This is a genomic window from Bremerella alba, assembly GCF_013618625.1.
GTDB lineage: Bacteria > Planctomycetota > Planctomycetia > Pirellulales > Pirellulaceae > Bremerella > Bremerella alba.
Genome location: NZ_JABRWO010000004.1, coordinates 292,961 through 316,266 on the forward strand (window position 1 = coordinate 292,961; position 23,306 = coordinate 316,266).

Genomic DNA, 23,306 nt, shown 5'->3' on the forward strand with positions numbered 1-23,306 from the left:
TTTTGGATCAACGAGTTAGTTTGAGATGAACGTAGAAATACCGAGCAACAAGAAGGCCTTCATTCAAAGTCTGGTCACCAGCGGACGATTTGAATCGAACGCCGACGCAATGACAGAAGCAATTCGTCTCCTGGAAGCACGCGAGAAGTTGCGTGCTGAAGTCAATAAAGGAATCGAACAGCTTAAGCCTGGAGAAGTTCTTGAAGAAGACGAAGTATTCCTTGATATTCTTGCAGAGTTGAACGATCTCGAGCGTTCACAGTCTGAGAACTCGTAGAAAGAGAAATCAGCAATAGGATGCCGCGTCTATTCTTTTCGCGGATATCCGCGATATCGCTCTATATATTGCTCGCGACAATGTGCCGGCTTCCAAGAGATGGGTACTGGCAATCAAGAATAAATGCAAGCTCTTGGCCAAGTATCCTGAAATGGGTGAAAGCCGCGATGATCTGGGCGCTGGTATTCGCCTATCCTCTTACAAAAACTATGGCATCTACTTCCTGAGGACAGAACGAGGCGTTGAAATCGCACGCATTATCCGCGGCGACCGAAATGTTATAACCCTCTAACCCTGCACAGGGTTATCCGCCGAGGCTTCTTCCTCCGCATTTTGCTGCATGCGTTTCTTATGGATGCCGGCCATCGCTTCGGCAGCACCAGGGACGAACTGGATGATGGAGTCGAATGCATCACGCGGCAGGCTGACCAGGTCGGTCGGCTCGACGGCCCGAACGGTCGCGCTGCGAGCACTATGGGAAAGCAGCGCCATCTCGCCGATGACGTCTCCTTCGCCAGTTGTGTTAATCACGCGGCCGTCGACTTCGATCTCGAGCTTGCCTTTGGCGACGAAGTATAGCCGGTCGCCAAAGTCACCTTGGTGAAAGAGCGTTTGCCCGGCGGCCAAGTGCTCGCGGCGAACCCGTTGTTCGTTATGGACGTTCAGCTGAGTGATGTCGCGGGGAAGGAAGAAGTCTTTCAGCCAGTCCATAAACACGCGGATTTTGCGATCCAAACCGGGCATCTTGCCAACGTAAATTGCACGCCACATGACCCAGGCAATGAAGCCAGAGAACGTGAAGCCAAGTACTTCCGCTACCGCACAGCGTGCACCGAGCGAAGCCAATTTGCCGAGCCCGGCGAACTTGAATCGTTTGCGTGGTTTATCCTGCATGGTAGCCAGGATGTTCTCGGCACAGATCACTGCCTGACGCACGGCATACTGCGCCGTTGGCGGACTGTTGTAACCTTCGCCGCTGGGAACGGCTGCGCAGTCCCCCAAACTCCAGACGTTGGGGTGACTGGGCGACTCCATTTCGTCGCTTACGACAATACGCCCTCGCTCGCGCTGTAGCGGCGTATCGAGAATCACCTGATGCGGCTCGGTGGGTACGGTGGCCACGACGGTTCGCGCGGGAATGATGACCTCTTCCTTGGTCGCCTTACACATCATGATGGCGCGATCGGCCGAGACTTCGTGCAGCCGATGCTCGAGCACGATATTGATGCCTCGTTTACGTAGCAGCTTGTCTGCGTAGGTCGCCAGGTTTTCCTTCATCTCTGGCAAGATACGATCGGCACTTTGGACCAAAACCATGCGTAAGTCGTTCTTCGCGATTCGAGGAAACGAACGAACTGCCTTTTTGAGAAAGTCGTCCATTTCAGCGATGCACTCGACGCCAGAAAAGCCGCCGCCAGCGACCACGAAAGTTAACAGCCGCTCGCGTTCTTCGGGGTCGTCGCAAACGCTCGCTTCTTCCAGCATCTGTACGATATGATTTCGCAGACGCAGCGCATCTCCCAGGTACTTAAACGGGATCGCGTGCTCGTACATGCCAGGCACCATATTGTGGGCCAGCTGATTTCCTAGCGCAACAACCAAGTGGTCGTAGTGAAGCGTTTCAGAACGAGGCACACGCCCTGGCGCAAGCTGGACGGTTTTGTTGACGACGTCGATCTTCTCGACCTGGCGCGTGTACAGCACAACCCCTGGCGCCGTGCGGCGAATGGGGCTGATGACGTGCAACTGCTCTATCGCTCCTGAGACCACTTCGGGAAGCAGCGGCTGGAAGGTGATGTAGTTCTCTTCGCTGACGAGAATCACTTCAACATCCAGGTTCGCTTTATGAAAGCGTTTCAGTCGCCGCAGGAGTTCGCTCGCCGTATAAACGCCGCCGAAGCCACCACCGAGAATGACAATCCGTTTCTTTTCCATCAAGTCTTCCGCTGCCTGTGAAGAACTGCTGAGTCTACAATCCGCCTTCGGTCGCCTATTGTAACCAGTTTATTCGCTACAATCGATTCATGACGCTTGCACCAGATTAATGCCCTTTTTACAGTAAAAACGAGCGACCGGCGTGGCATCATTGGTGTTCATTCAACAATTGAGTTCCGCGCCCAGGCTTTCGCCACAACCATCATTTATTTGAGAAAGTACCTTGCGCCGCCGTTGGTGCTGGTAAGCATTGCATGAAGATTCGTCTGCTTATGCCGTCCGTCGAGCCCAAAAGCCGACTACAGTTCACGGTCTCGGTCTTGATAGACGAGCATATCGCTATCGACACCGGAGGGCTCCCTTACTTGGGCGATATCGACTCTCAACGTGCGGTCGATCACGTGCTGCTCACTCATTCGCACATCGACCACATCGGCGGACTGCCCCTTTTTCTTGACAATATCTACGCGCCGACTCCTGAGTGTCCCACCGTCTACACGGGGGAAGCGACTTGGAACTGTCTGGAAAGTCACCTCTTCAACGACAAGGTCTGGCCTGATCTCGAGCGAATTGCCGGAGACGAATTTCCTTTCTATCGCAAGCAAATCCTCGACCCGCATCGACCGATTACCATTGCCGACTACCGGGTCACCCCAATTCCGCTCGAGCACATCGTACCCACGCTGGGGTATGTCTTTGAAACGGAGACAGGCGGCGCCCTGTTTGCCTGGGATACGGCTCCATTTCTGGAATTTGAAAAGATCGTTCAGTCGATCCCCAACTTGAAGATCATTTTCTTGGACGCCAGCTTCCCCAACCAAATGCAGTGGCTGGCCGAGAAGAGTCTTCACACAACGCCGGGGCAGTTCCAACGACAGATCGAACATATAGCACCCGATGTGCGCATCGTCGCAGTGCACCTAAAGCCAGGCTTCCACGATCAGGTGTGCGAAGAACTGAAAGCACTAGGTTTGTCGAACGTGGAAGTTGCCTGCCGCGAGACGGTGTACGAGATCTAAGAGCTCGAAGTGGAATGTGAGCAGGAGAACTATTGGTACAACTTCGCCAAACGGTCGTGGTAGGGACCATCGCCCATCAGGTCCAGGCTTTTCGCCAGGCGTTTTTGATCGGACTTGCGGGGCAGGTCTTCCAGCGCGTCGAGGACCTTTTCGATCTTCTCGGTTTCCAAACTGGACGTCAGCGGCAAGCCCAGGCCCATGATGAACTTGGCTCGCTGCAGGTCGGCGAACTTGGCCGGGTCGTCTTGCATTGCTTCAAAGAGGGCGGTAACGGCCTTTTGCGATAGAGACAGTTCGTCCCAGTCGTGCTGCTTGGCCGCATCCAGCATGTACAAGTATTGATAAACGGCGAATGACATCGGACCCGATGTGACCCCGACGCGCTGCTTGTTCTCGATGTTCGAGCGAGGCCCTTCGCTGAGGGCCTGAGCGAGATGCGGGTCCCAGCCTTGGACGATCTTCAACTTGGCCAAACGCGGACTGAGAAGGTACTCGCGGGTACTCTTCAAATAGTCGGCTTCGGTGATCTTGGCGGCAACAATCTTGTCGCCGCCCGGCAGATCGAGCAGCTTTTCGGTGGCGGTCGCCGGCAGGGAAACACCGCTGACGTCAGGAATGGAATAAACGCCCACGGCCATGCCCGCTTCGGCGATCATCTCGACCAGGGGACGCATGTTCTCTACGATCTGGGCATCGGTGGCATGGGCCGGCAAGTTGGTGCCAGGACGGATAAAAATCACCGGGTAGGCATGCTCTCGCAACAAAGCGATCAACTTACGGTTCGCTTCCTCACCGTCTTCAGGGCGGAGCAGGGCCATGCGTACCAGCGAAGGTGCATTAGCTTGCGCCGCCACCTCGAACCAACGCTCAAGCTCTTCGACCGTCCGCAAATGTCCATGCCCGGTGGAAGCGGCCAGCAACACAGCTTCGGCGCCGGCAGCAGACAGCTTTTCGAGATAGCTAATCAACCGCTGCTCGTCCAGCTTGCGCCGCGGAAGATCGCCACAGGTCGGGTCGAAGCAGGCAACCGTCGCGGCCGGGTAGTTCTCGATCGGATCGCTAAGAATCTTCTGGGCAAGATCGTTCATGGGGGCACACTCTGGCAATAAAAAAAGGGTGAGTCGATTTCGGCGACTCACCCTAGCTTAGGGAATTTCAGGTGAAATGAAACACCTTGTTTTGTTGGTTCGGTGGGGAAGCTCGTCACCCTAGCCCTCTCCCCCAAGGGGCGAGAGAGCGAATCCTCGCTTTTCTTTCGAGAAACGCGTTTTCTATTTACGGCAGCGAGCTAACGCCCATCAGGTACTTATCGCACTCGCGAGCGGCGGCACGGCCTTCGTTGATGGCCCAGACGACCAGGCTCTGACCACGGCGACAGTCGCCGGCGGCGAACACACCGTCGATCGAGGTAGCAAAGCGACCGTACTCGGCTTTGAAATTGGAACGTTGGTCCGTTTCCATGCCAAGCTTTTCAACCAAGGTCGCTTCGGGACCAAGGAAGCCCATTGCCAGCAGGACGATGTCGGCCTTGAAGACCTTCTCGCTGCCAGGGACTTCGGCCATATTCCAGCGACCGCTGTCGTCTTTGGTCCACTGCACGGTCACGGTCTTGATGCCAGCCAGGTTGCCGTTGCCATCGTCGACGAATTCCTTGGACAGTACGCAGAACTCACGCGGATCGTTGCCGAACTTCGCTTCTGCTTCCTGGTGACCATAGTCAACGCGGTAAACGCGAGCCCATTGCGGCCAAGGGTTGTCTGGGGCGCGATCCTCAGGCGGCTTGGGCAGCAGTTCAAAGTTGACCATGCTGCTGCAGCCGTGGCGGATCGAGGTGCCGATGCAGTCGGTACCCGTGTCACCACCACCGATGACAATAACATCCTTGCCTGCGGCGGAAATGTAGTTACCGTCTTTAAGCTCTGAGTCCAACAGGCTCTTGGTGTTGGCTCTCAGGAAGTCCATGGCGAAATGAACGCCGTTGAGCTCACGACCCGGGATCGGCAGATCGCGGGGCTTGGTTGCACCGACGGCCAAGATGATGGCGTCGTTCTGCTCATTCAGCTCGGCCATGTCGATGTTCTGACCGACGTGAGCATTGGTGACGAATTTGATACCGGCGGCTTCCATCAAATCGACTCGACGCTGGACGGTGTCCTTGTCGAGCTTCATGTTCGGAATGCCATACATCAGCAGACCACCGATGCGGTCGTCGCGTTCGTACACGGTAACGTTGTGACCGACCTTGTTCAGCTGTTCGGCCGCAGCCAATCCAGCCGGACCGGAACCGATTACAGCAACCTTCTTACCGGTGCGGTGCTCAGGCACCATCGTGGTGACCCAACCCTCTTCAAAGCCGCGATCGATGATCGAACATTCGATGTTCTTGATTGCGACCGGTGGGTTGGTAATACCCAGCACACAAGCGTTTTCGCAAGGAGCCGGACACACACGACCGGTGAACTCGGGGAAATTGTTCGTCTTGTGCAGACGATCCAAAGCTTCCCGCCAACGGCCTTTGTAGATCAGGTCGTTCCACTCGGGAATTAGGTTATCGACAGGGCATCCGGTCGTACTTTGGCAGAACGGAACGCCACAGTCCATGCACCGAGCGCCCTGCGTTTGCAGATGACTGTCGGTGACCTCGATTTGAAATTCGTTGTAGTCGTTGATGCGAACCAGCGGATCACGGTAGGGAATGGTGTTCCGCTGAAATTCCATAAACCCAGTAGGCTTACCCATTGCTTTCGGCTCCGCTTAGTTGAACATCTTCTTCTTCATCGTGCTGCATGCGTTCGTTGAGGACTCGCTTGTAGTCGATTGGCATGACCTTAACGAACTGAGCCATCGCATTGTCCCAGTCGGCGAGAATTTTCTCAGCGACAGTCGACTGCGTGTACTTGGCATGCATTTGGATCAGGCCTTTTACCTCCACGATGTCGCTGGGGTTGTCCAACCGCTCTAGCTCCACCATTCCCAGATTGCAATTCTGCAGGAAGTTGCCTTCGTAATCCCAAATGTAGGCGACACCGCCACTCATACCGGCTGCGAAGTTGCGGCCAGTCGAGCCCAGGACGACCACGCGGCCCCCGGTCATGTATTCACATCCGTGGTCTCCAACTCCTTCGACAACAGTGTGCGCACCGCTGTTCCGGACACAGAATCTTTCGGCAGCCCGACCTCGGAAGAAGGCCTGACCCCGTGTCGCCCCGTACAGGCAAACATTCCCCACCAGCATGTTTTCTTCCGCCTTGAAGGAACTTTGCTTGTAAGGATAGATGATAACGCGACCGCCTGAGAGGCCTTTGCCGACGTAGTCGTTCGCATCCCCTTCCAGCTCGAGAGTGACCCCAGCAGCCAGGAAGGCACCAAAACTTTGACCGGCCGAACCATGCAGATTCACATGAATCGTTTCATCCGGCAGGCCGTTTTCACCGTATCGTTTGGCAATCTCATGGCTGAGCGTGGTCCCCACGGTACGGTTAATATTAATGATCGGCGTCTTGATCTGGACTTTTTCTTTCTTCTCAAGAGCCGGTTGCGACTTCTCGATCAGCATGTTGTCCAGGGCCAATTCCAATCGGTGATCTTGCTTCATCACGTTGTATTGTGGCGAAGCTGGATTCTTGTTATCGGCTGGCTTGAGCAGCGGCGTCAGATCCAGGCCGTCGGCTTTCCAGTGCTGGATAGCCTTGTTGGTCTCGAGCAGATCGACGCGGCCGATCAACTCGTCCATCGTTTTGACGCCCAGCTTGGCCATCAGTTCGCGAGCTTCCTCAGCGACCATGAACAGATAGTTCACGACGTGTTCTGGTTCGCCTTTGAACTTCTTACGAAGTTCAGGATCTTGCGTAGCGATACCGACAGGACACGTGTTGAGGTGACACTTCCGCATCATGATGCAGCCGAGCGTGATTAGCGGTGCGGTCGAGAAGCCCATTTCTTCGGCTCCCAAAATCGCCGCGATCACGACGTCGCGACCGGTCTTCAAACCGCCGTCGGTTTGCAGCACCACGCGGCTACGCAGGTCGTTCATGACCAGCGTCTGGTGGGCTTCGACGATACCCAGTTCCCACGGCAGGCCAGCATGCTTGATACTGGTCAGCGGCGAGGCACCTGTTCCGCCGTTATCACCGGCGATCAGGATATGATCAGCCTTGGCCTTAGCCACCCCGGCAGCGATGGTACCAACACCGATCTCAGAGACCAGCTTCACACTAATGCGAGCTTCCGGATTCGCGTTTTTCAGATCGTGAATCAGCTGCGAAAGATCTTCGATCGAGTAAATATCGTGGTGTGGCGGAGGACTGATCAGACCAACACCAGGAGTCGAATAACGCAGGCGAGCGATGTACTCGTCGACCTTCTTACCAGGAAGTTCGCCACCTTCGCCGGGCTTGGCCCCCTGCGAAATCTTGATTTGAATTTCGTCCGCATTGGTCAGATAGTTGATCGTCACGCCAAAGCGTCCCGACGCTACCTGTTTGATCGCAGAACGCTTCGAGTCGCCGTTAGCCATGGGCTGGAAGCGAAGGGCATCTTCGCCCCCTTCGCCGGTGTTGCTCTTACCGCCTACACGATTCATGGCGATGGCTAACGATTCGTGCGCTTCACCGGAGATCGAGCCAAAGCTCATCGCACCGGTGCAGAAGCGTTTGACGATCTCGCTTGCCGGCATCACTTCTTCGATTGGGATCGACGTGGTTTCCTGCTTGAAGGAAAGCAAACCACGCAGCATGCAGCGGTTGCGGGAATCTTCGTTAATCAGCTTGGCGAACTGGTTGTAAGACTCGCGGCTGTTGTTTCGCGCGGCGACCTGGATGTTCGCAATCGCATCGGGGCTCCACGCGTGACGTTCCCCTTCGGCTCGCCAATGGTATTCGCCATGGTTGGGCAACACAGGCAAACGACCATCTTCGCGAGCCGGATAGCCCAGTTCGTGACGACGTAGCAGTTCTTCGGCGAGAACCTTGAAGTTCACGCCCTGAACGCGGCTGGAGGTTCCCTTGAAGCACCGATTGATCACTTCTTCTTGAAGGCCCAGGGCTTCAAAGATCTGAGCACCCTTGTACGACTGAAGCGTACTGATGCCCATCTTACCCATCACTTTTAAGATGCCCTTGGCGACCCCTTTGCGATACGAGGCGACAATCGAGTCGTCATCCGGATATTCTTCCGACTTGACCATGCCTTCAGCTCGGGCTTGCCAGAGGGCCTCGAAGGCGAGGTAAGGATTGATCGCGTCGGCACCGTAACCCACAAGCAAGCAGTGGTGATGTACTTCGCGGGCTTCGCCTGTTTCCAGGATGATGCCAATTTGCGTTCGCTTGGCGGCTCGCACCAAGTGATGATGCACGGCACCGGTCGCCAACAGCATGCTGACCGGGACGCGTTCGGCACTGATCTTGCGATCGGTTAGGACGATGTTGCTGAAGCCTTCGTCGATGGCCGATTCGGCTTCGGCACAGATGCGATCCAGGGCCTTGACCAGGCCGTCGGTACCTTCGCTGCGAGCGAAGGTGATATCGATAACCTTGGTCTTCCAGCCACGGTGATCCATGTGCTTGAAGGCCGCCAACTCTTCGTTGGTGAGAATCGGATGGGGAACCAGCAGGCGATGGGCATGCTCTGGCGTGGTTTCCAGCAAGTTGCTTTCTGGTCCGATGTAACATTCCAGCGACATCACGACTTCTTCGCGAATCGAGTCGATTGCCGGATTGGTAACCTGGGCGAACAACTGCTTGAAGTAGTCGTACAGCATGCGTGGCTTGTCGCTGAGACATGCCAAGGCCGAGTCGTTCCCCATCGAGCCAATAGGGTCTCGCTTTTGCTCGATCAGCGGCAACAGCATGAAGTTGAGTGTCTCGGACGTGAATCCGAAGGCCTGCATCCGCTCGAGCAGCGTTTCGGGATCGAATCCGTGCGGCTCTTTATTGGGGCTCAGTTCGGCTAGTTCGATCCGCTGTTCCAGAAGCCATTTGGCGTACGGACGTTCGCGAGCGAAGTGGCTCTTCAACTCTTGGTCCGGAATCATGCGACCTTCTTCAAAGTCGATGAGGAACATACGTCCTGGCTGCAAACGTCCCTTTTCAATCACGATGCTCGGATCGACCGGGATGACGCCCACTTCGCTGGCCATGATCACGCGATCGTCGGAAGTCACGTAATATCGGCTCGGACGCAGACCATTTCGGTCGAGAACCGCACCGATGTAATGACCGTCGGTAAACGCGATCGATGCCGGCCCGTCCCACGGCTCCATTAAGCTCGAATGGTATTCGTAGAACGCACGCTTGTCTTCAGGCATCGTTTCGTGCTTCTGCCAGGCTTCGGGAACCATCATCATGACGGCTTCCTGCAGCGAACGACCGCCCATCAGCAAAAACTCGAGGACGTTGTCGAACGTGCCGGAGTCCGAGCATTCAGGCTCGACAATTGGGAAGAGCTTGGTCAGGTCGTCGCCAAACAGTTCGCTCTTGGCTTGGCCTTCACGGGCCTTCATCCAGTTGGCGTTCCCACGAACCGTGTTGATTTCGCCATTGTGCGACATGAAGCGATTTGGTTGAGCACGGTCCCACGAGGGGAACGTATTGGTGCTGAACCGCGAGTGAACCATCGCCAGATGCGTGGTGTAGTCTTCACACTGCAGATCCCGGTAGAACGGCACCAACTGAGCCGGCGTCAGCATCCCTTTGTAGATGATGACCTTCGTCGACAGGCTGCCGATATAAAACAGCGTGCGTTGGACGAGATCATGATCGCCGCGAAGCATGTGGCTGGCACGTTTGCGGATCATGTACAACTGGCGTTCGAAGGCATCGCCTTCCAAGCCTTCGCTGGCCGAGACGATCAGCATCTCGATTTCTGGCATACATGCTAAAGCGGTAGGACCGATGTCGGCGCCTTCCGGGTTGGTAGGCACTTTTCGCCAGCCGACCAAGACCTGACCGTGCTCTTGGATCAAGACTTCGACCGTCTTCTTGCAATGCTCACGCGACTTGGAATCACGTGGGAGAAAGACGATCCCGGCGGCAAACTTGCCAGGTTCCGGCAACTCTTTGCCAAGATCTTCCTTGGCAACTCGAGCCAGGAATTCCAACGGCAGGGCCGTCAACATACCGGCACCGTCACCGGTGTTGGCTTCACAGCCGCAACCGCCACGGTGGTCCATGTTAACATTCATCGCCTCGGCATCGAGGATCATCTGGTGGGTTCGTTTGCCCTTGATATGGGCCACGAAACCAACGCCGCAGTTCTCCCTTTCCATTGCCGGATCATACAAACCTTCCTTACCGGGACGCTCGGTCCGATAAGTACGCGAAGTAGGCTGGTTTGGCTGGATCATGGTTCTACCTTCTTCTAGCTAATACGTCGGGCACGCGCGCCCGGTGTCTTCAATGGGGGTGTTGGATCAAGTCGTTAGACAAGATCTCCGCAGGCTTATTCCCCGTGGAGACTTTGTCTTCGAGCGGGGAACGTTCTAAGTGCGTGCCGAAACTCCGTTTTCAAGATCACTTTTGGCGTCGGCAGCTTCGTCATTCGTAAAGCCGGCCGCCACCGGTTTGACTTCCGTCTCAGAGCCATCGGCTTCCGAGTTTTCTGCTTTTTCGTGCAGCAGTTGAATGAAACGGCGAGCCGTCTTCCCCAACTCTTTCCCTTGCCGGGTCACGATACCCAACGGACGGGACAGGGGAGCTCCTTCGATAGGCACTGCCACGAGGGATCCGGTTTCCAATTCGCGTGTTACCGTATCAATGGGTAACAGGCCAAAACCGGCCTCGATCTCGATGGCCCGCTTGATAGTCTCGATGTTGTCAAATTCCATGACAACTTGAACGTCGGCCCCGGCAGAGGAAAGCACAAAATCGATTTCGCGACGAATCTGCAATCGAGTGTCGAAACCGACCATGCGGCGACTATCGAGTTCGTCGAGCCAGACCGTTTCTCGATCGGCGAGTTCGCAGCCAGGTGCGCAGACGAGGAACATCGGTTCCTCTCGCCACATATCGACTTTGATACTTTTGGACGCCTTCGGGTAGCTAACCAGCCCAAAGTCGACTTGATCGGTTTCGACCAACTGCACCACCGTGTCGGGATGATGATATTGGAGCCGAACATTCGCTTTCGGGTGCTTGGCTAAGAATTCCTGAACGCAGGCATTCATATGGCTGAGACCTACCGAGTAGATCGAAGCAATGGTTACCTGCCCTGCGAGTTCCTTATGAAACGTGCGGACGTCCTCTTCCAAGGCATAATATCGCTGGACGAGTTGGCGGCAGCCTTGGTAATACAACTCACCTTCAGCAGTGGGAACCAAGGGCCGTTTTGAGCGATCGATAAGCTTCACACCAAGACGTTCCTCTAGCTGGTGTACAACCTGGCTAGCGCCAGATTGCGAAATGCCGTTCTCGTCCGCGGCTCTTGAGAAGCTCCGCTGACCGACGACATCGCAAAACACCTTGAGGGACTTTACGTGCATGAACGTCCTTGGAAAGTGAAGGGGGAACTATGCGGAATTTACATACTGGTGAAATCCAAGATTAAAATCCGAAATGTAAGGTTATTGACCCCAGCCCCCATCGTCAAGCATGTTGAGGTTTAATTTCCCTAAGTTTGCCGAGCGAGAAAAGTCGTAAATTACCTAAGTTGTGATGTGGTCACAAATTAGCCTCTCGACATGCATTCCATTAAACGCCCTCTCCGGGAAATAGCTGTGCGTTATTTTCCGTTAAGGTTTGCCGCTTTGAAAAGTGCTAGCAATTACGGGCGCATCAAAGAGGCACGCCTTACGACGTGCCTAGCATTACCGAGACTGAACTTAGGAACCCATCGCTGCTGTTGAGCTAAGACGGACACTCCCTTTTTGTCAGGAAAACCCGTCAGCAATTACAGCAAATTGCGTCACAACAAAGCACATATAACTTCGCGCAGATTGTGTTTCTACGGCGCTTTGTTCGGCTCATAGGCATGATCGCGTTTGCGAATCACTTCGGCCTTCAAGATGCGATCAGCCGTGGGTGTTGAAAGACCTCCAGGCTCGCGACGCGTGAGCTTGGAAAGGTTCTCCTTTCCTTCGACAACACGCCCGAAAACAGTGTGCTTTCCATCGAGATGGGGCGTTGCCTGGAACGTCAGGAAGAACTGAGAGCCGCCCGTATTCTTGCCAGCATGTGCCATGCTAAGCGTGCCGGCAAAGTGATGTCGGGCATCATCCTCGTAGCATTCGCAAAAGATGTTGTATCCAGGTCCGCCACTACCATCTCCCTTGGGATCACCACCCTGAGCCATGAAATGAGGCAATACCCGGTGAAACGGGAGACCATCGTAAAACTTCTTCTCGACCAAATTGACGAAGTTTCCCACGGTATCCGGGGCTTCGTTTTCGTAAAGCTCGATCACCAAGTCTCCCTGGGTGGTCGACAGCTTAACCCGGGGAAGATCGTTTGCTTCGGCTTCCTTTGCCCGCAGCTCTGCTTCGCGAGCCCACTTTTCCTTGAGCTCTGTCGCCATCATTCCATTCTGACCGACGCGTTCATCGATCGGCAGCATCTTTTCTCGTAGCTTCTTGAAGGCCGTTTCAGCTTCTTCAAAGTGGTCTGCCCCAAACGCGGCGACGACCTGATCGGCCAGCAGTTCGTTTTCGTCGAATCCGTTATCCAGCAGCATGTGAACCAAGCGATATGCCCGCGGATAATCATCCTTCTCCAGGGAGTCGGACAAGACTTTGGCCAGAAAAAGCTTGGCGTCCTGGTCGTCCGGCGAGGCTGCCAGGCGGTTAACCGCCGCGTCCTCGATCTTAGGTAATAAATCCATCCCGCTCTTCAAGACTTCATTATATTCCTTGCGTAGCTTGGGTAAGTCTTTCTCGGGCGCCAACCGATAGGCCTGCTGAATCCGGCGAAGCTCGGTAATGATCACCTTCCACTCGCCCATCATTTTGTCGAAATCATCATTTGCACCGGCAGATGCAGCCGCTTCGGGCTCAACGGCAGCCTCGTCAGGAGCTTGAGCCAGGACAGTCGCAGGAACAAAACAGGCCAACAGCAGGACTAACCATAACGTTCGGGCAGGCATTCAACGAACTCCTATTTCACTGCGAGCCCATTAAGGGCGCATCTTGGGGGGCAAATTCAATCTCCCGATTCTTTAGTACGGCTGCCCAGGGGTCAAGCAGCGGTAAGCCAGTTTACGCCCGTAACACCCAGGAATTCACTTCATCTTGAAGACCGCACGCCAACCAGTCGCATGCGGTAAGGCTTCGGCAAATCGCTCGCTTTGCTCTTGTACCGGCTCGACCGTATAGAACACGTTCGGTTTAAGAAACTTGACGATTTTCAAAAGCTTGGTAACTTCACGTCTCGAGCAACGCACATAAATCAGGTCGACTGGCCCCTCCACACCTTCTCCCTCGAAGGTGGTGGCACGAAAGCCACTTGTCCGCAATGTCCGCACGATCTCTGAATCGTCCTCTTGGGCAATGATTCGCACGACCACCGAGCCTAGAGCCAATTTTCGCTCAAGCCCGATGCCTACGGCGTTGCCCAGCGCGAAACCGCCTGCGTAAGCAACCATCAACATCGGACTATCTGAAACCCCCATGATGACCTGCGACAGGGCCGCGATCCAAATCAGAACTTCAAAGAAGCCTAACACGACCGACAAGCCCATTCGTCCTTGAACGACGCAGATGGTGCGCAGCGTCCCGATTGAGACGTCCACCATACGGACCAGGAAGATCAACAGCGCCAAAACCCAGGGCGATAATTCCGAAAGCCATTCCATCTGACGACTACCGAAGGGGTGAGAACCGGAAATTGAAGCGTCGTATTCTATCTCCGGTCTGACAGTCAGGGGAGAGCAGAAGCGGTGCATACACAGGGAAGGCGGGCACCCGTATAGAAGGCTCGCTGAGACATGTTTCCTGTAAGAAGTTTTTCGAAATTAACTCGCATTGAGCAGGAGCACCATTGGATGTGTTCAAACGATCTCTTGCTTGTTACGAACAGGAAAGAATCGAGACGAGAATCTCGCGACATAGGTGGCGGAGCGTTCCATTTGAACTTATCTAGCCGCAACCGATTTCCTTCGCAGAGAGGTCCCACGTCGCTTATTCCTACAGGCCCTGCTTAGTGGCAACTTGGCTGTGACAGGCGGAGTCGCTTTAGAAAAGAATCCAAACCACCCACTTCGCCAAACGAAAGGCCGTTGACAGTGGGCAATCAGACGAGCAAGCGGATATTCAGTTGCAGCAACGGAAAGAGGATGTTATCGATCGCCTGAAAGTCCCAGCGCAAGTTACATCGGCAATCACTGGAAAGACAAGCCGGAAAGCTACCAGGAAAAGAACACCTTGGCTGCACCGCCTATTACTTATAATCTCGATGAAAGCTGGCCGCACGAGCGGCATGCGTGGATCTAATCTACTTCCGGTTGCTCGCCGCTGCCAATGCCGGTCAGCGTTGTGACTGACTTACCGGCGATCACGACTCGATCTCGTACTCTTTCAGCTTCTTATGCAGGGTATTGCGATTAATACCGAGACGCGTAGCCGCTTTGGTTTGGACATTCGCACAGGAAGACATGACCTGTACGATCAGTTCTTTCTCGACGCGATTGACTACTCGCAAATGCAGATCTTCCGCTTCGGGGTCGGCATCTTGCAGGCCTTGCTGAACGACTTCAAATGCCAGGGTATCGAAATCAGCTACCCCGCGGCCGAGACTCATCGCCGAGCGATTGTCACCGCTGCGAATCTCGGGCGGGAGAAGTTCCAAGGCCAACTCGTCCCCTTCCGCTAAAACGACGGCTCGTTCGACGTAGTTTTGCAGCTCACGAACGTTTCCGGGCCAGGTATGGTCTTGCAAAGCTTCCATTGCTTCGCGTTGAATGTGAACCACATGCCGATCGTTGACTTCGCTGTAAACGTTCAGGAAGTGAGCGACCAGCTCAGGTATGTCCTCGCGACGTTCACGCAGCGGGGGAATACGAATCGGAACGACATTAAGTCGCCAGTACAAGTCTTCGCGGAACTTGCCTTCACCGACTTCTTCGAGCAGGTGACGGTTACTCGCGGCTATCACACGCGTATCGACGCGAATCGTGGCCGTATCACCCACCCGCTCAAACTCTCGCTCTTGTAGCACGCGAAGTAGCTTCACCTGCAGATGAAGCGTGGTGGAGTTAATTTCGTCGAGGAAGATACTGCCGCCGTGGGCTGCTTCGAATCGACCGGTGCGGTTGCCGATCGCCCCGGTAAACGCCCCGCGAACGTGTCCGAACAGTTCACTTTCCAGCAGGCTCTCGCTTAGCGCACCACAGTTCACCTTCACAAATGGTCCCGAAACACGCTGACTGAGTCGGTGAACCGCCGAAGCGATCATCTCCTTACCGGTACCTGTTTCGCCCAACAAAAGTACTGAAGCATTGGTCTGGGCAACTTTACGCGTGAGACGGTAGACGTCCCCCATCGCCTTACTCGATCCGATCAGGCCGGGGATGGGCGGTTCGTACCCTAAGGGTGCGTAATCTTGCGTGTAGTTGGAAGTCGTTTCGGAGTACAGTCCCATTGCAAACCTACGGGCCAATCTTGGCCGGTTGGTCGAAACGAACGCTTTGGGTCGGCGCCTCGAGGATGTCCAGAATTTTACCCAGCACGGCCTGAGTCTCGGGGTCCAATTCCTCCGAGGCGTTATAGCGGTCGAACTGGGCGATAATCTGATCTTTGGTAAGGAGAATACCGCGACGCTCAATGGCTGCCTGCATGGCGTCGGCACAAGCCTGACGCTGGGCAAGCGGGTTGAAAGGGTCGCTCGCGTAGTCCACTAATGCCGTCTGAGCGGCAGGCGTAGCCAGCTTGCCAAGCAGGTTCGCAATATCGCCGGTGACGTTCTCATCAACCAATCGGCGAACGGCAATCTCTTCGATTTTCAGAAAATTGTAAAAGTCATACTCGTCAGAAACGTCGAGCATTCGGCTCATTTCCTTGATGGCGAATTCAGCATCGGCTTCGCGCTGATCGGCAGGAACCAGCAAACGCCCCTGAGAAAGGTAAAGCTGCTTCAATTGGAAGACGAAACCTTCAACATCGTTAGGACGAATCATGACATGCGTGAGAGGATCGTCCTTGGTTCGCAGTTGATAATGAACGACTTCCCCAATCGGAGCGATAATGCCGATCGGCAAGTCGGCCGTACGGCGATCTTTCCGCAGAATCTGAACCGACTCCATCATGGCCGGTAACGCGAGTGGCTTACTAATGAAGATCGCTTCGATATCAGGAGAGGAATAAGCCTGCTTGAATAGCTCTCGGCCCCCAGGCGTGACCAATGGCTCGAGCTGAAGTTCAGCCAGCAGGCCTGCCATGTTCTGGGCTCTTTGTTGATGCAATTCCCCTAGCAAGATATTTCGCTTACCTTGCGCTGAGGCCATGAACCCCAACGTGTCTAACAGCTCGGCAGAACCGGCATAAGGGGATTTCGGATCGATGGTCAAAATCGCTTTGGCCGCTGCTCGGCGGATACGATAAACGGGCGACTGGAGCGCCAAAGCCAACGGGCTAAGTTTCCCTTCGATCGCGATCAATAGATCCGCGTTTTTGGTCTCGCCGATCTGCTCGCAGGCAACCACGGCTGCCTGGGCGAACTTGCGGTCTTCCAAGGCTTGAACCAGCGCCAATTGCAAAAGCTCGACACCATGCTGGTCGACCAGTTTCTTCAGCTCTGTATCGGACTCATCTAAGACGCCCATTCGCTGCATTGCAGCCAACGCCGCTTGAACTTGAACTTCCGCATTTGTCTCGTCTAACGCGTAGAGATCACGTAGCAACTGACCCGCCGTTGCCACCTCGGCATCCGCCGGCGGAACAGGCGTCATCACGACTTGCTTCTTTTCAGCATCCCACGTCCATAGTTCGACCAAGCCATCTTCGTTGACCGGGAACATGGGACCATCGCCAAGATATCTCTTTACCCGTTTTGCCAAGTAGACTTTCACATCTTCTTCGGTCGGTCGTGTCCGCACGGTTGCGTCCAGGTACTGACCGATCTGCGAGCGAAGTTGATCGTCATCGGTTAAGACATAGGGCCCCACCAGAAATTGGGTGGCCTGATCTAAGTCGAGTTCTTTGGCAACGTCCACCAATTCGGCCACGAACAATGGGTCGGAACTGTCGAGAGCCGCGAGAAGCGGTTCGTAGATGGTCCGCCCCAGGCTAACGAGCATTCTTTTCGCGGCAGGACGGACGGCTTCGCGGCCTGGGTCAGCGAGTGCGTTAAAAAGCGGGTTGGCGGCGTCCGTTCCCGCATTCTTCAATTGCTTAACGGCTTGATTGCGAGTGAACTCGTCCTTATCGATTAGTTGGTCGACAAGCTTGTTGAGCCGCTTAATATCCTTGAAGTAACGATCGAGCTTCGTCAGCAGCATGGTGGCGGCCGTGGCTCCTTCCGGCTGCAAAGACTCTATCGATTGCAGACGGAAGATGCGGCCGGTACCGAGCTTTTGCTGAGCGGCCAGCACTTCGTCTTCGTTCGGGTCGTTCTCGATTAACTTTTGCAGATAGACTTTGGACAAATCGCTCCGACCAAGATCAGCCGAGAGTAACGCCGCATCAATCAACTGCTCAGGCGTTGTTGGGTTGGATTCCTTGATGGTTTGAATGGCCGCCGTATCGACAGGCGTTTCGGGCGCGAGCTGCTCCCGTTGCTGGGCTGAAGCATCTTGTACGATGATCAAACCAACAAGGACATAGGCGGTAAAAGCAATTTCCAGGAATCGTTGCATCTGATTTTCGCAAGGTTAGTGGGGTGGCATTTTGGACAAAAATGCCCATTCCTTGGTAAGGACACGCTCCGGAGCGATCAGCTCAATTCTAATTGCTCCTTCCAGCGAACGACTTGCTTTTTCACCATCTCAGGCGAGGTTGAGCCATAACTTTGGAATGCAGCAACGGCTCGCTCTACTCCCAAGACCTCATAAACAGACTTATCCAACAAATCGTTAACTGCCGTAAAATCCTCAAGCGGCAATTCTGACAAGCGACACCTCTTCTCCATCGCCTTGCCGACTAAGCTGCCAATTTGATGATGGGCCGTTCGCTGGGGAGTTCCTTTGCCTATCAGGTACTCCATAAGCGTAGTCGCATCGAGGAAGCCATCTTCCAGTCGCGAGTTGATCGACTCTGTATTCAATGTCGCTCCTTCGACAATCGAAGCCGTAAGGTCGAGCGAGCGGTGCACCGTGTCGACCGAATCGAACAGTCGCTCTTTGTCCTCTTGCAGATCTCGGTTATAGGCCAGAGGCAAGCCCTTAATGAGGACCAGCAGCGATTGCAGATTGCCGATAACTCGAGCCGTTTTACCGCGGATCAGTTCGCAGACATCCGGGTTGATCTTCTGCGGCATGATCGAACTGCCGGTACAGAACTGCTGGGGAACCTGAATGAATTTGAATTCCACGCTCGACCATAAAACCCATTCGTCTGCCCAAACACTAAGATGCTCGGCGATCATGGTTAGGCAGAACGCGTATTCCACCAGGAAGTCACGATCGCTGGAAACATCAATGCTGTTGGCCGCCACTCCCTCGAATCCCAAACGCTTCGCAACGTTTTCACGATCGATCGGAATCGTCGTTCCCGCCAGAGCGGCGGTCCCCAAGCTACAGACATTGACGCGACGACGACAGTCGGCCAGACGCTCGCGATCGCGTTGAAACTTTTCGCTGTAAGCCAACCAGTAATGCGGAGCAAGTACCGGCTGAGCCCGCTGCATGTGGGTGTAGGCTGGCAAAATCACGTCCATGTCTGCATCGCAGCGACCGACAAACGCGCTTTGCAACTGCTTCAGCAGTCGATCGGTCTCATCGATCGAGTCCCGGATCCAAAGCCGTGCGTCGGTCGAAACCTGGTCATTTCGGCTCCGCCCGGTGTGTAATTTTCGCCCAACATCCCCCAGGCGATCGACAAGTGAGCTTTCGATGTTCATGTGAACATCTTCTAGCTTCTCGTCAAACTGAAAGGTTCCGTTTTCGATCTCGCCTTTGATAAGTGCAAGCGCCGTAGTGATTTGCGCTGCCTCGTCGGCAGTCAGTACACCGACGTCAGCCAGCATTTCGGCATGGGCGATCGAACCACGGATGTCTTGGGCGTACAGACGGTGGTCGAAGCTGATGCTTTCGGTGAATTTTTCGACCCGAGCGTCGACTCCGGAGTGAAACACTCCGCTTTGAGAGGGGCTGTTCCGGGACAAGGTTGCCTCAGAATTATGCAAGGATTGGCGTGTATTAAGAATCGTAAACCACTTAAATGCTAAGTGGATCGGTAACCACTGTCAACGCGCCAGACTAGGAGCTGCGCAGTTATTAAGCAACGAAAGAGGCAAAATAGCCCTCTTGGACCGATATAGCCGGAAAGTCGCCCGCAATCTTAGTAGATTTGGATGTTTCTAGGACATCCTGCTATTTCCCGCAAACTACCAGGCCACGCGGATGCCCACGCTTAACGCACTCTCTGCCACGATGTGATAAGGGGCGGTTCGCCGAATAGCGGAACCGGCCTAACCCCTCAGCACGACATCAGTTGTTTCGGGGAAATAGCCGCCCATCTTGTTCGCTTTGCCAAAGCGTAAGCGAATCGATCGAGCGATCATTTCTTGAAGCCCTGCCCGCGCCCCTTGTTATCGCGTCGATCGTGCGGTTAAATTGGTGGGATTTTGCACTTCAAGTTCATGAAGACAGGGGCCACCGTGTGCCTGTCACCGCCCTCACTTCAGCCCAGTACGAGAGCCCCCAGTGCCGCGACGCGACGATATCAAAAAGATCTTGATTATTGGTTCCGGTCCTATCGTGATCGGCCAGGCCTGCGAGTTCGACTATTCCGGCACCCAGGCCTGCAAAGCGCTTCGAGAAGAAGGATATGAGGTGGTGTTGGTTAACTCCAACCCAGCCACCATCATGACCGACCCGGACACGGCCGACTCGACTTACATCGAACCGCTGACCGTCGGCATCTTGGAAAAGATCATCGCCAAAGAAAAGCCCTGTGCGTTGCTGCCCACCTTGGGTGGACAAACGGGACTGAACTTGGCCATGGATCTCGACAAGCAGGGAATCCTGGAAAAGTACGGCGTAGAAATGATCGGTGCCAGGGCGGACGTCATTGCCAAGGCCGAAGAACGCGAACAATTCAAACAGGCGATGGGCAAAATCGGCCTGGAGGTTTGCCGAGGCGCAACGGTTCGCACGGTGGCCGATGCTCGGGCTGTGCTTGAAGACGTTGGCCTGCCGGCGGTCGTACGGCCTAGCTTCACGATGGGTGGCTCCGGTTCCAGCATCGCTTACAACCGCGAAGAATTTGACCAGCTAGTTCGCAACGGGCTCGACCAATCACCCGTGACGGAAGTGTTGATCGAAGAATCGATTATCGGCTGGAAAGAATATGAGATGGAGGTGATGCGCGACCGCGACGACAACGTCGTGATCATCTGCTCCATCGAAAACTTCGATCCGATGGGCGTTCATACCGGCGACAGTATCACCGTCGCCCCTGCCCAAACGCTAACCGACAAAGAATACCAGCGAATGCGTGACGCTTCACTGGCCGTTATTCGCGAGATTGGCGTAGAGACCGGCGGATCGAACATTCAATTCGCGTGCGACCCGGTATCGGACCGCATGATCGTCATCGAGATGAACCCTCGCGTGAGCCGTAGCTCGGCATTGGCCTCGAAAGCTACCGGCTTCCCCATCGCCAAGATCGCCGCCAAGCTGGCTGTGGGCTATCGCCTGCACGAACTGCCCAACGACATTACCCGCGAGACGTTGGCCTGCTTCGAGCCGTCGATCGATTACGTCGTTACCAAGATTCCCCGCTTCGCATTCGAGAAATTCCCTGAGGCCGACAGCACGCTGACCACGCAGATGAAGAGTGTCGGCGAAACGATGGCCATCGGCCGGACGTTCAAGGAATCGTTCCAAAAGGCGCTGCGTGGCCTGGAAGTGGGTCGCTTTGGTTTCGGCTGCGACGGCAAGGACCTCTGGGGCACCGACGAACAACCGGCCGAGGACGAAATTCGTGCGAAGCTCTCTAAGCCCAACGCCGATCGTCCCTGGTATATCCGCTATGCGTTGAAGTCTGGCATGACGGTCGCCCAGTTATACGAAGTTACCGGCATCGATCCTTGGTTCGGCGATCAGCTCAAGCAACTTGTCGAACACGAAGACGAACTGCTCGAGATCGGTTCCATTAGCGAAATCACCGACGAGAAGCTCCTGCAAGCCAAACGCTGGGGCTTCTCAGACCGCCAACTGGCAACCCTGCTGAAAAGCAGCGAGATGGAAGTCCGCGGCGAGCGCAAGAAACGTGGCATTGCCGCAGTCTACAAATCGGTCGATACGTGTGCCGCGGAATTTGAAGCCTACACGCCATACTATTATTCGACCTACGAAATCGAAAATGAGGTCCCTGCTAAGAATCCGGAAAAGAAGCGGATCATGATTCTGGGTGGTGGTCCCAACCGAATCGGCCAGGGGATCGAGTTCGACTATTGTTGCTGCCATGCCTCGTTCGCGCTGAAGGAACTGGGCATCGAATCGGTAATGGTCAACAGCAACCCAGAAACGGTCAGTACCGATTACGATACATCCGACCTGCTATTCTTCGAGCCGCTGACAACCGAAGACGTATTGAACATTTGCGACGTGATTCAACCGGACGGTGTCATTGTTCAGTTTGGTGGTCAGACGCCACTGAACCTGGCCCGTGGCCTGTCCAACGCCGGTGTTCCGATCATCGGTACAAGCGTCGACACGATCGATGCCGCAGAGGATCGCGAACAGTTCCAGCAACTGCTCAATCGTTTGAACCTGAAGCAGCCCGCCAACGCGATCGCTCGCAACATGAGTCAGGCCCGAGCCGAAGCCGTCAAGGTTGGCTATCCGGCGTTGGTTCGCCCCAGCTTTGTGCTCGGTGGTCGCGCGATGGAGATCTGCTACGACGACAAGCAGTTCGAGCGATTCGTAGCCGAAGCGTTTCTAGTTGCGCAAGGACAACCAGTGCTGATCGACCGTTTCCTGGAAGATGCCACAGAGGTCGATGTCGACTGCATCAGCGATGGCGAAAACGTCATCGTCGCTGGCGTAATGGAACACATTGAAGAAGCAGGTGTGCACAGTGGTGACTCGGCCTGCGTGATTCCTCCGTACAGCTTGCCGGGCCCTATCGTGCAAGAGATTCGCGAGGCGACCATCGCCATGGCGAAATACTTGAAGGTCGTCGGCCTGATGAACGTCCAGTTTGCTGTGAAGCAGGAAGAGGGCGTCAACAATGTTTACGTTCTGGAAGTGAATCCGCGTGCCAGCCGCACGGTGCCGTTTGTCGCCAAGGCGACTGGAATGCCGGTCGCCAAGATCGCTGCCAAGGTGATGACCGGGTGCACGCTCCCAGAACTGGGCATCACCGGCGAACCTATTCCGGCGCACGTTTCGATCAAAGAGTCGGTCTTCCCGTTCCGCAAGTTCGCTGGTGTCGACATCGTGCTCGGCCCGGAAATGCGATCGACCGGTGAAGTGATGGGGATCAGCGAACGCTTCAGCCTGGCATTTGCCAAGTGCCAATTGGCCGCGGGCGTGGTGCTCCCTCAACCGGAAGATGGCAAGATCTTTGTGAGTGTCTCCGAGCGCCATAAAGACCAGATCGCTGACATCTCTGCCCGTCTGAGAGATATGGGTTACGAGCTTCTAGCCACCGACGGTACAGCCCGCCGACTGGAAGAAGCAGGCGTCCCTGCTCAGCGAATCAAGAAGCTGGCTGAGGGTCACCCGAACCTGCTGGACCTGATGATCGACGGAGCCGTTTCTTTGGTGATGAACACGCCCAACGGCAAGGGTGCCCGAACCGACGAAGGGCGCATCCGCGCGGCCGCCGTGCAGCACGGCATCCCTTGCATCACCACCATCCAAGCCGCCGAAGCCGCGACCAAGGCAATGGAAGCCTTGCGGGTAGAAGAGATGGAAGTCGAATCGCTGCAGGATCGCTTCAAGCAAGTACGACTGCAGCAAACGACGTAAGGCTTAGGGTCGCCTAG

Annotated in this window: 14 protein-coding genes; 4 read left to right on the forward strand and 10 right to left on the reverse strand. The window is 55.1% G+C overall.

Going from position 1 to position 23,306, the window contains the following annotated elements; genetic code table 11:
- Positions 1 to 25 precede the first annotated feature (25 nt).
- Positions 26 to 277, forward strand: a complete 252-nt coding sequence (locus tag HOV93_RS08970) for a ribbon-helix-helix domain-containing protein (RefSeq protein WP_207396148.1) — start codon at positions 26 to 28, stop codon at positions 275 to 277.
- Between the two features lie 46 nt (positions 278 to 323).
- A complete protein-coding gene (locus HOV93_RS26585; protein ID WP_390814227.1) occupies positions 324 to 569 on the forward strand; it encodes a type II toxin-antitoxin system RelE/ParE family toxin in 246 nt (81 codons plus the stop codon).
- Here the strand turns inward: HOV93_RS26585 and HOV93_RS08980 are convergent.
- Positions 566 to 2,212 (reverse strand): FAD-dependent oxidoreductase, encoded by a 1,647-nt coding sequence (locus HOV93_RS08980; protein WP_207396149.1) that lies wholly within the window; start codon positions 2,210 to 2,212, stop codon positions 566 to 568. The two genes, HOV93_RS26585 and HOV93_RS08980, sit on opposite strands and share 4 nt — an antisense overlap.
- 254 nt (positions 2,213 to 2,466) lie before the next feature.
- Between HOV93_RS08980 and HOV93_RS08985 the strand changes: the two genes are divergently transcribed.
- A complete protein-coding gene (locus HOV93_RS08985) occupies positions 2,467 to 3,231 on the forward strand; it encodes an MBL fold metallo-hydrolase (RefSeq protein ID WP_207396150.1) in 765 nt (254 codons plus the stop codon).
- A 29-nt stretch (positions 3,232 to 3,260) separates the two neighbouring features.
- Here HOV93_RS08985 and HOV93_RS08990 read toward each other — a convergent pair whose 3' ends face one another.
- From HOV93_RS08990 to argH, 9 genes are all read right to left on the reverse strand, one after another.
- Positions 3,261 to 4,319, reverse strand: coding sequence for a dihydrodipicolinate synthase family protein (locus HOV93_RS08990; protein ID WP_207396151.1), 1,059 nt, complete (start codon positions 4,317 to 4,319; stop codon positions 3,261 to 3,263).
- 187 nt (positions 4,320 to 4,506) lie between these two features.
- Positions 4,507 to 5,970 carry a glutamate synthase subunit beta gene (locus HOV93_RS08995; protein ID WP_207396152.1) on the reverse strand — a complete coding sequence of 488 codons (1,464 nt, stop codon included), beginning with the start codon at positions 5,968 to 5,970 and terminating at the stop codon, positions 4,507 to 4,509.
- The gene (gltB, locus tag HOV93_RS09000; RefSeq protein ID WP_207396153.1) at positions 5,963 to 10,573 is read right to left on the reverse strand and encodes a glutamate synthase large subunit; all 4,611 of its coding nucleotides are present in this window, start codon (positions 10,571 to 10,573) and stop codon (positions 5,963 to 5,965) included. The genes HOV93_RS08995 and gltB overlap by 8 nt, the downstream gene beginning before the upstream one ends.
- 135 nt (positions 10,574 to 10,708) lie before the next feature.
- A complete protein-coding gene (locus tag HOV93_RS09005; RefSeq protein ID WP_207396154.1) occupies positions 10,709 to 11,707 on the reverse strand; it encodes a LysR family transcriptional regulator in 999 nt (332 codons plus the stop codon).
- 461 nt (positions 11,708 to 12,168) lie between these two features.
- On the reverse strand, positions 12,169 to 13,302 hold the full coding sequence (locus HOV93_RS25725) for a peptidylprolyl isomerase (protein WP_235990026.1): 1,134 nt from the start codon (positions 13,300 to 13,302) through the stop codon (positions 12,169 to 12,171).
- 135 nt (positions 13,303 to 13,437) lie between these two features.
- Positions 13,438 to 14,010, reverse strand: a complete 573-nt coding sequence (locus HOV93_RS09015) for a DUF2179 domain-containing protein (RefSeq protein ID WP_207396155.1) — start codon at positions 14,008 to 14,010, stop codon at positions 13,438 to 13,440.
- Between the two features lie 698 nt (positions 14,011 to 14,708).
- The gene (locus tag HOV93_RS09020) at positions 14,709 to 15,695 is read right to left on the reverse strand and encodes a sigma-54 interaction domain-containing protein (RefSeq protein ID WP_235990097.1); all 987 of its coding nucleotides are present in this window, start codon (positions 15,693 to 15,695) and stop codon (positions 14,709 to 14,711) included.
- A gap of 106 nt (positions 15,696 to 15,801) precedes the next feature.
- Complete coding sequence (locus HOV93_RS09025) at positions 15,802 to 18,006, reverse strand: hypothetical protein (protein WP_207396157.1); 2,205 nt, start codon at positions 18,004 to 18,006, stop codon at positions 15,802 to 15,804.
- Between the two features lie 77 nt (positions 18,007 to 18,083).
- On the reverse strand, positions 18,084 to 19,472 hold the full coding sequence (argH, locus tag HOV93_RS09030) for an argininosuccinate lyase (RefSeq protein WP_207396158.1): 1,389 nt from the start codon (positions 19,470 to 19,472) through the stop codon (positions 18,084 to 18,086).
- 541 nt (positions 19,473 to 20,013) lie between these two features.
- Here argH and carB point away from each other — a divergent pair.
- A complete protein-coding gene (gene carB / locus HOV93_RS09035) occupies positions 20,014 to 23,289 on the forward strand; it encodes a carbamoyl-phosphate synthase large subunit (RefSeq protein ID WP_207396159.1) in 3,276 nt (1,091 codons plus the stop codon).
- Positions 23,290 to 23,306: the final 17 nt, after the last annotated feature.

Coding starts and splice junctions, on each gene's coding strand:
- HOV93_RS08970 (WP_207396148.1), top strand. CDS start 26: ATGAACGTAGAAATACCGAGCAACAAGAAGGCCTTCATTCAAAGTCTG.
- HOV93_RS08980 (WP_207396149.1), bottom strand. CDS start 2,212: ATGGAAAAGAAACGGATTGTCATTCTCGGTGGTGGCTTCGGCGGCGTT.
- HOV93_RS08985 (WP_207396150.1), top strand. CDS start 2,467: ATGAAGATTCGTCTGCTTATGCCGTCCGTCGAGCCCAAAAGCCGACTA.
- HOV93_RS08990 (WP_207396151.1), bottom strand. CDS start 4,319: ATGAACGATCTTGCCCAGAAGATTCTTAGCGATCCGATCGAGAACTAC.
- HOV93_RS08995 (WP_207396152.1), bottom strand. CDS start 5,970: ATGGGTAAGCCTACTGGGTTTATGGAATTTCAGCGGAACACCATTCCC.
- gltB (WP_207396153.1), bottom strand. CDS start 10,573: ATGATCCAGCCAAACCAGCCTACTTCGCGTACTTATCGGACCGAGCGT.
- HOV93_RS09005 (WP_207396154.1), bottom strand. CDS start 11,707: ATGCACGTAAAGTCCCTCAAGGTGTTTTGCGATGTCGTCGGTCAGCGG.
- HOV93_RS25725 (WP_235990026.1), bottom strand. CDS start 13,302: ATGCCTGCCCGAACGTTATGGTTAGTCCTGCTGTTGGCCTGTTTTGTT.
- HOV93_RS09015 (WP_207396155.1), bottom strand. CDS start 14,010: ATGGAATGGCTTTCGGAATTATCGCCCTGGGTTTTGGCGCTGTTGATC.
- HOV93_RS09020 (WP_235990097.1), bottom strand. CDS start 15,695: ATGGGGGACGTCTACCGTCTCACGCGTAAAGTTGCCCAGACCAATGCT.
- HOV93_RS09025 (WP_207396157.1), bottom strand. CDS start 18,006: ATGCAACGATTCCTGGAAATTGCTTTTACCGCCTATGTCCTTGTTGGT.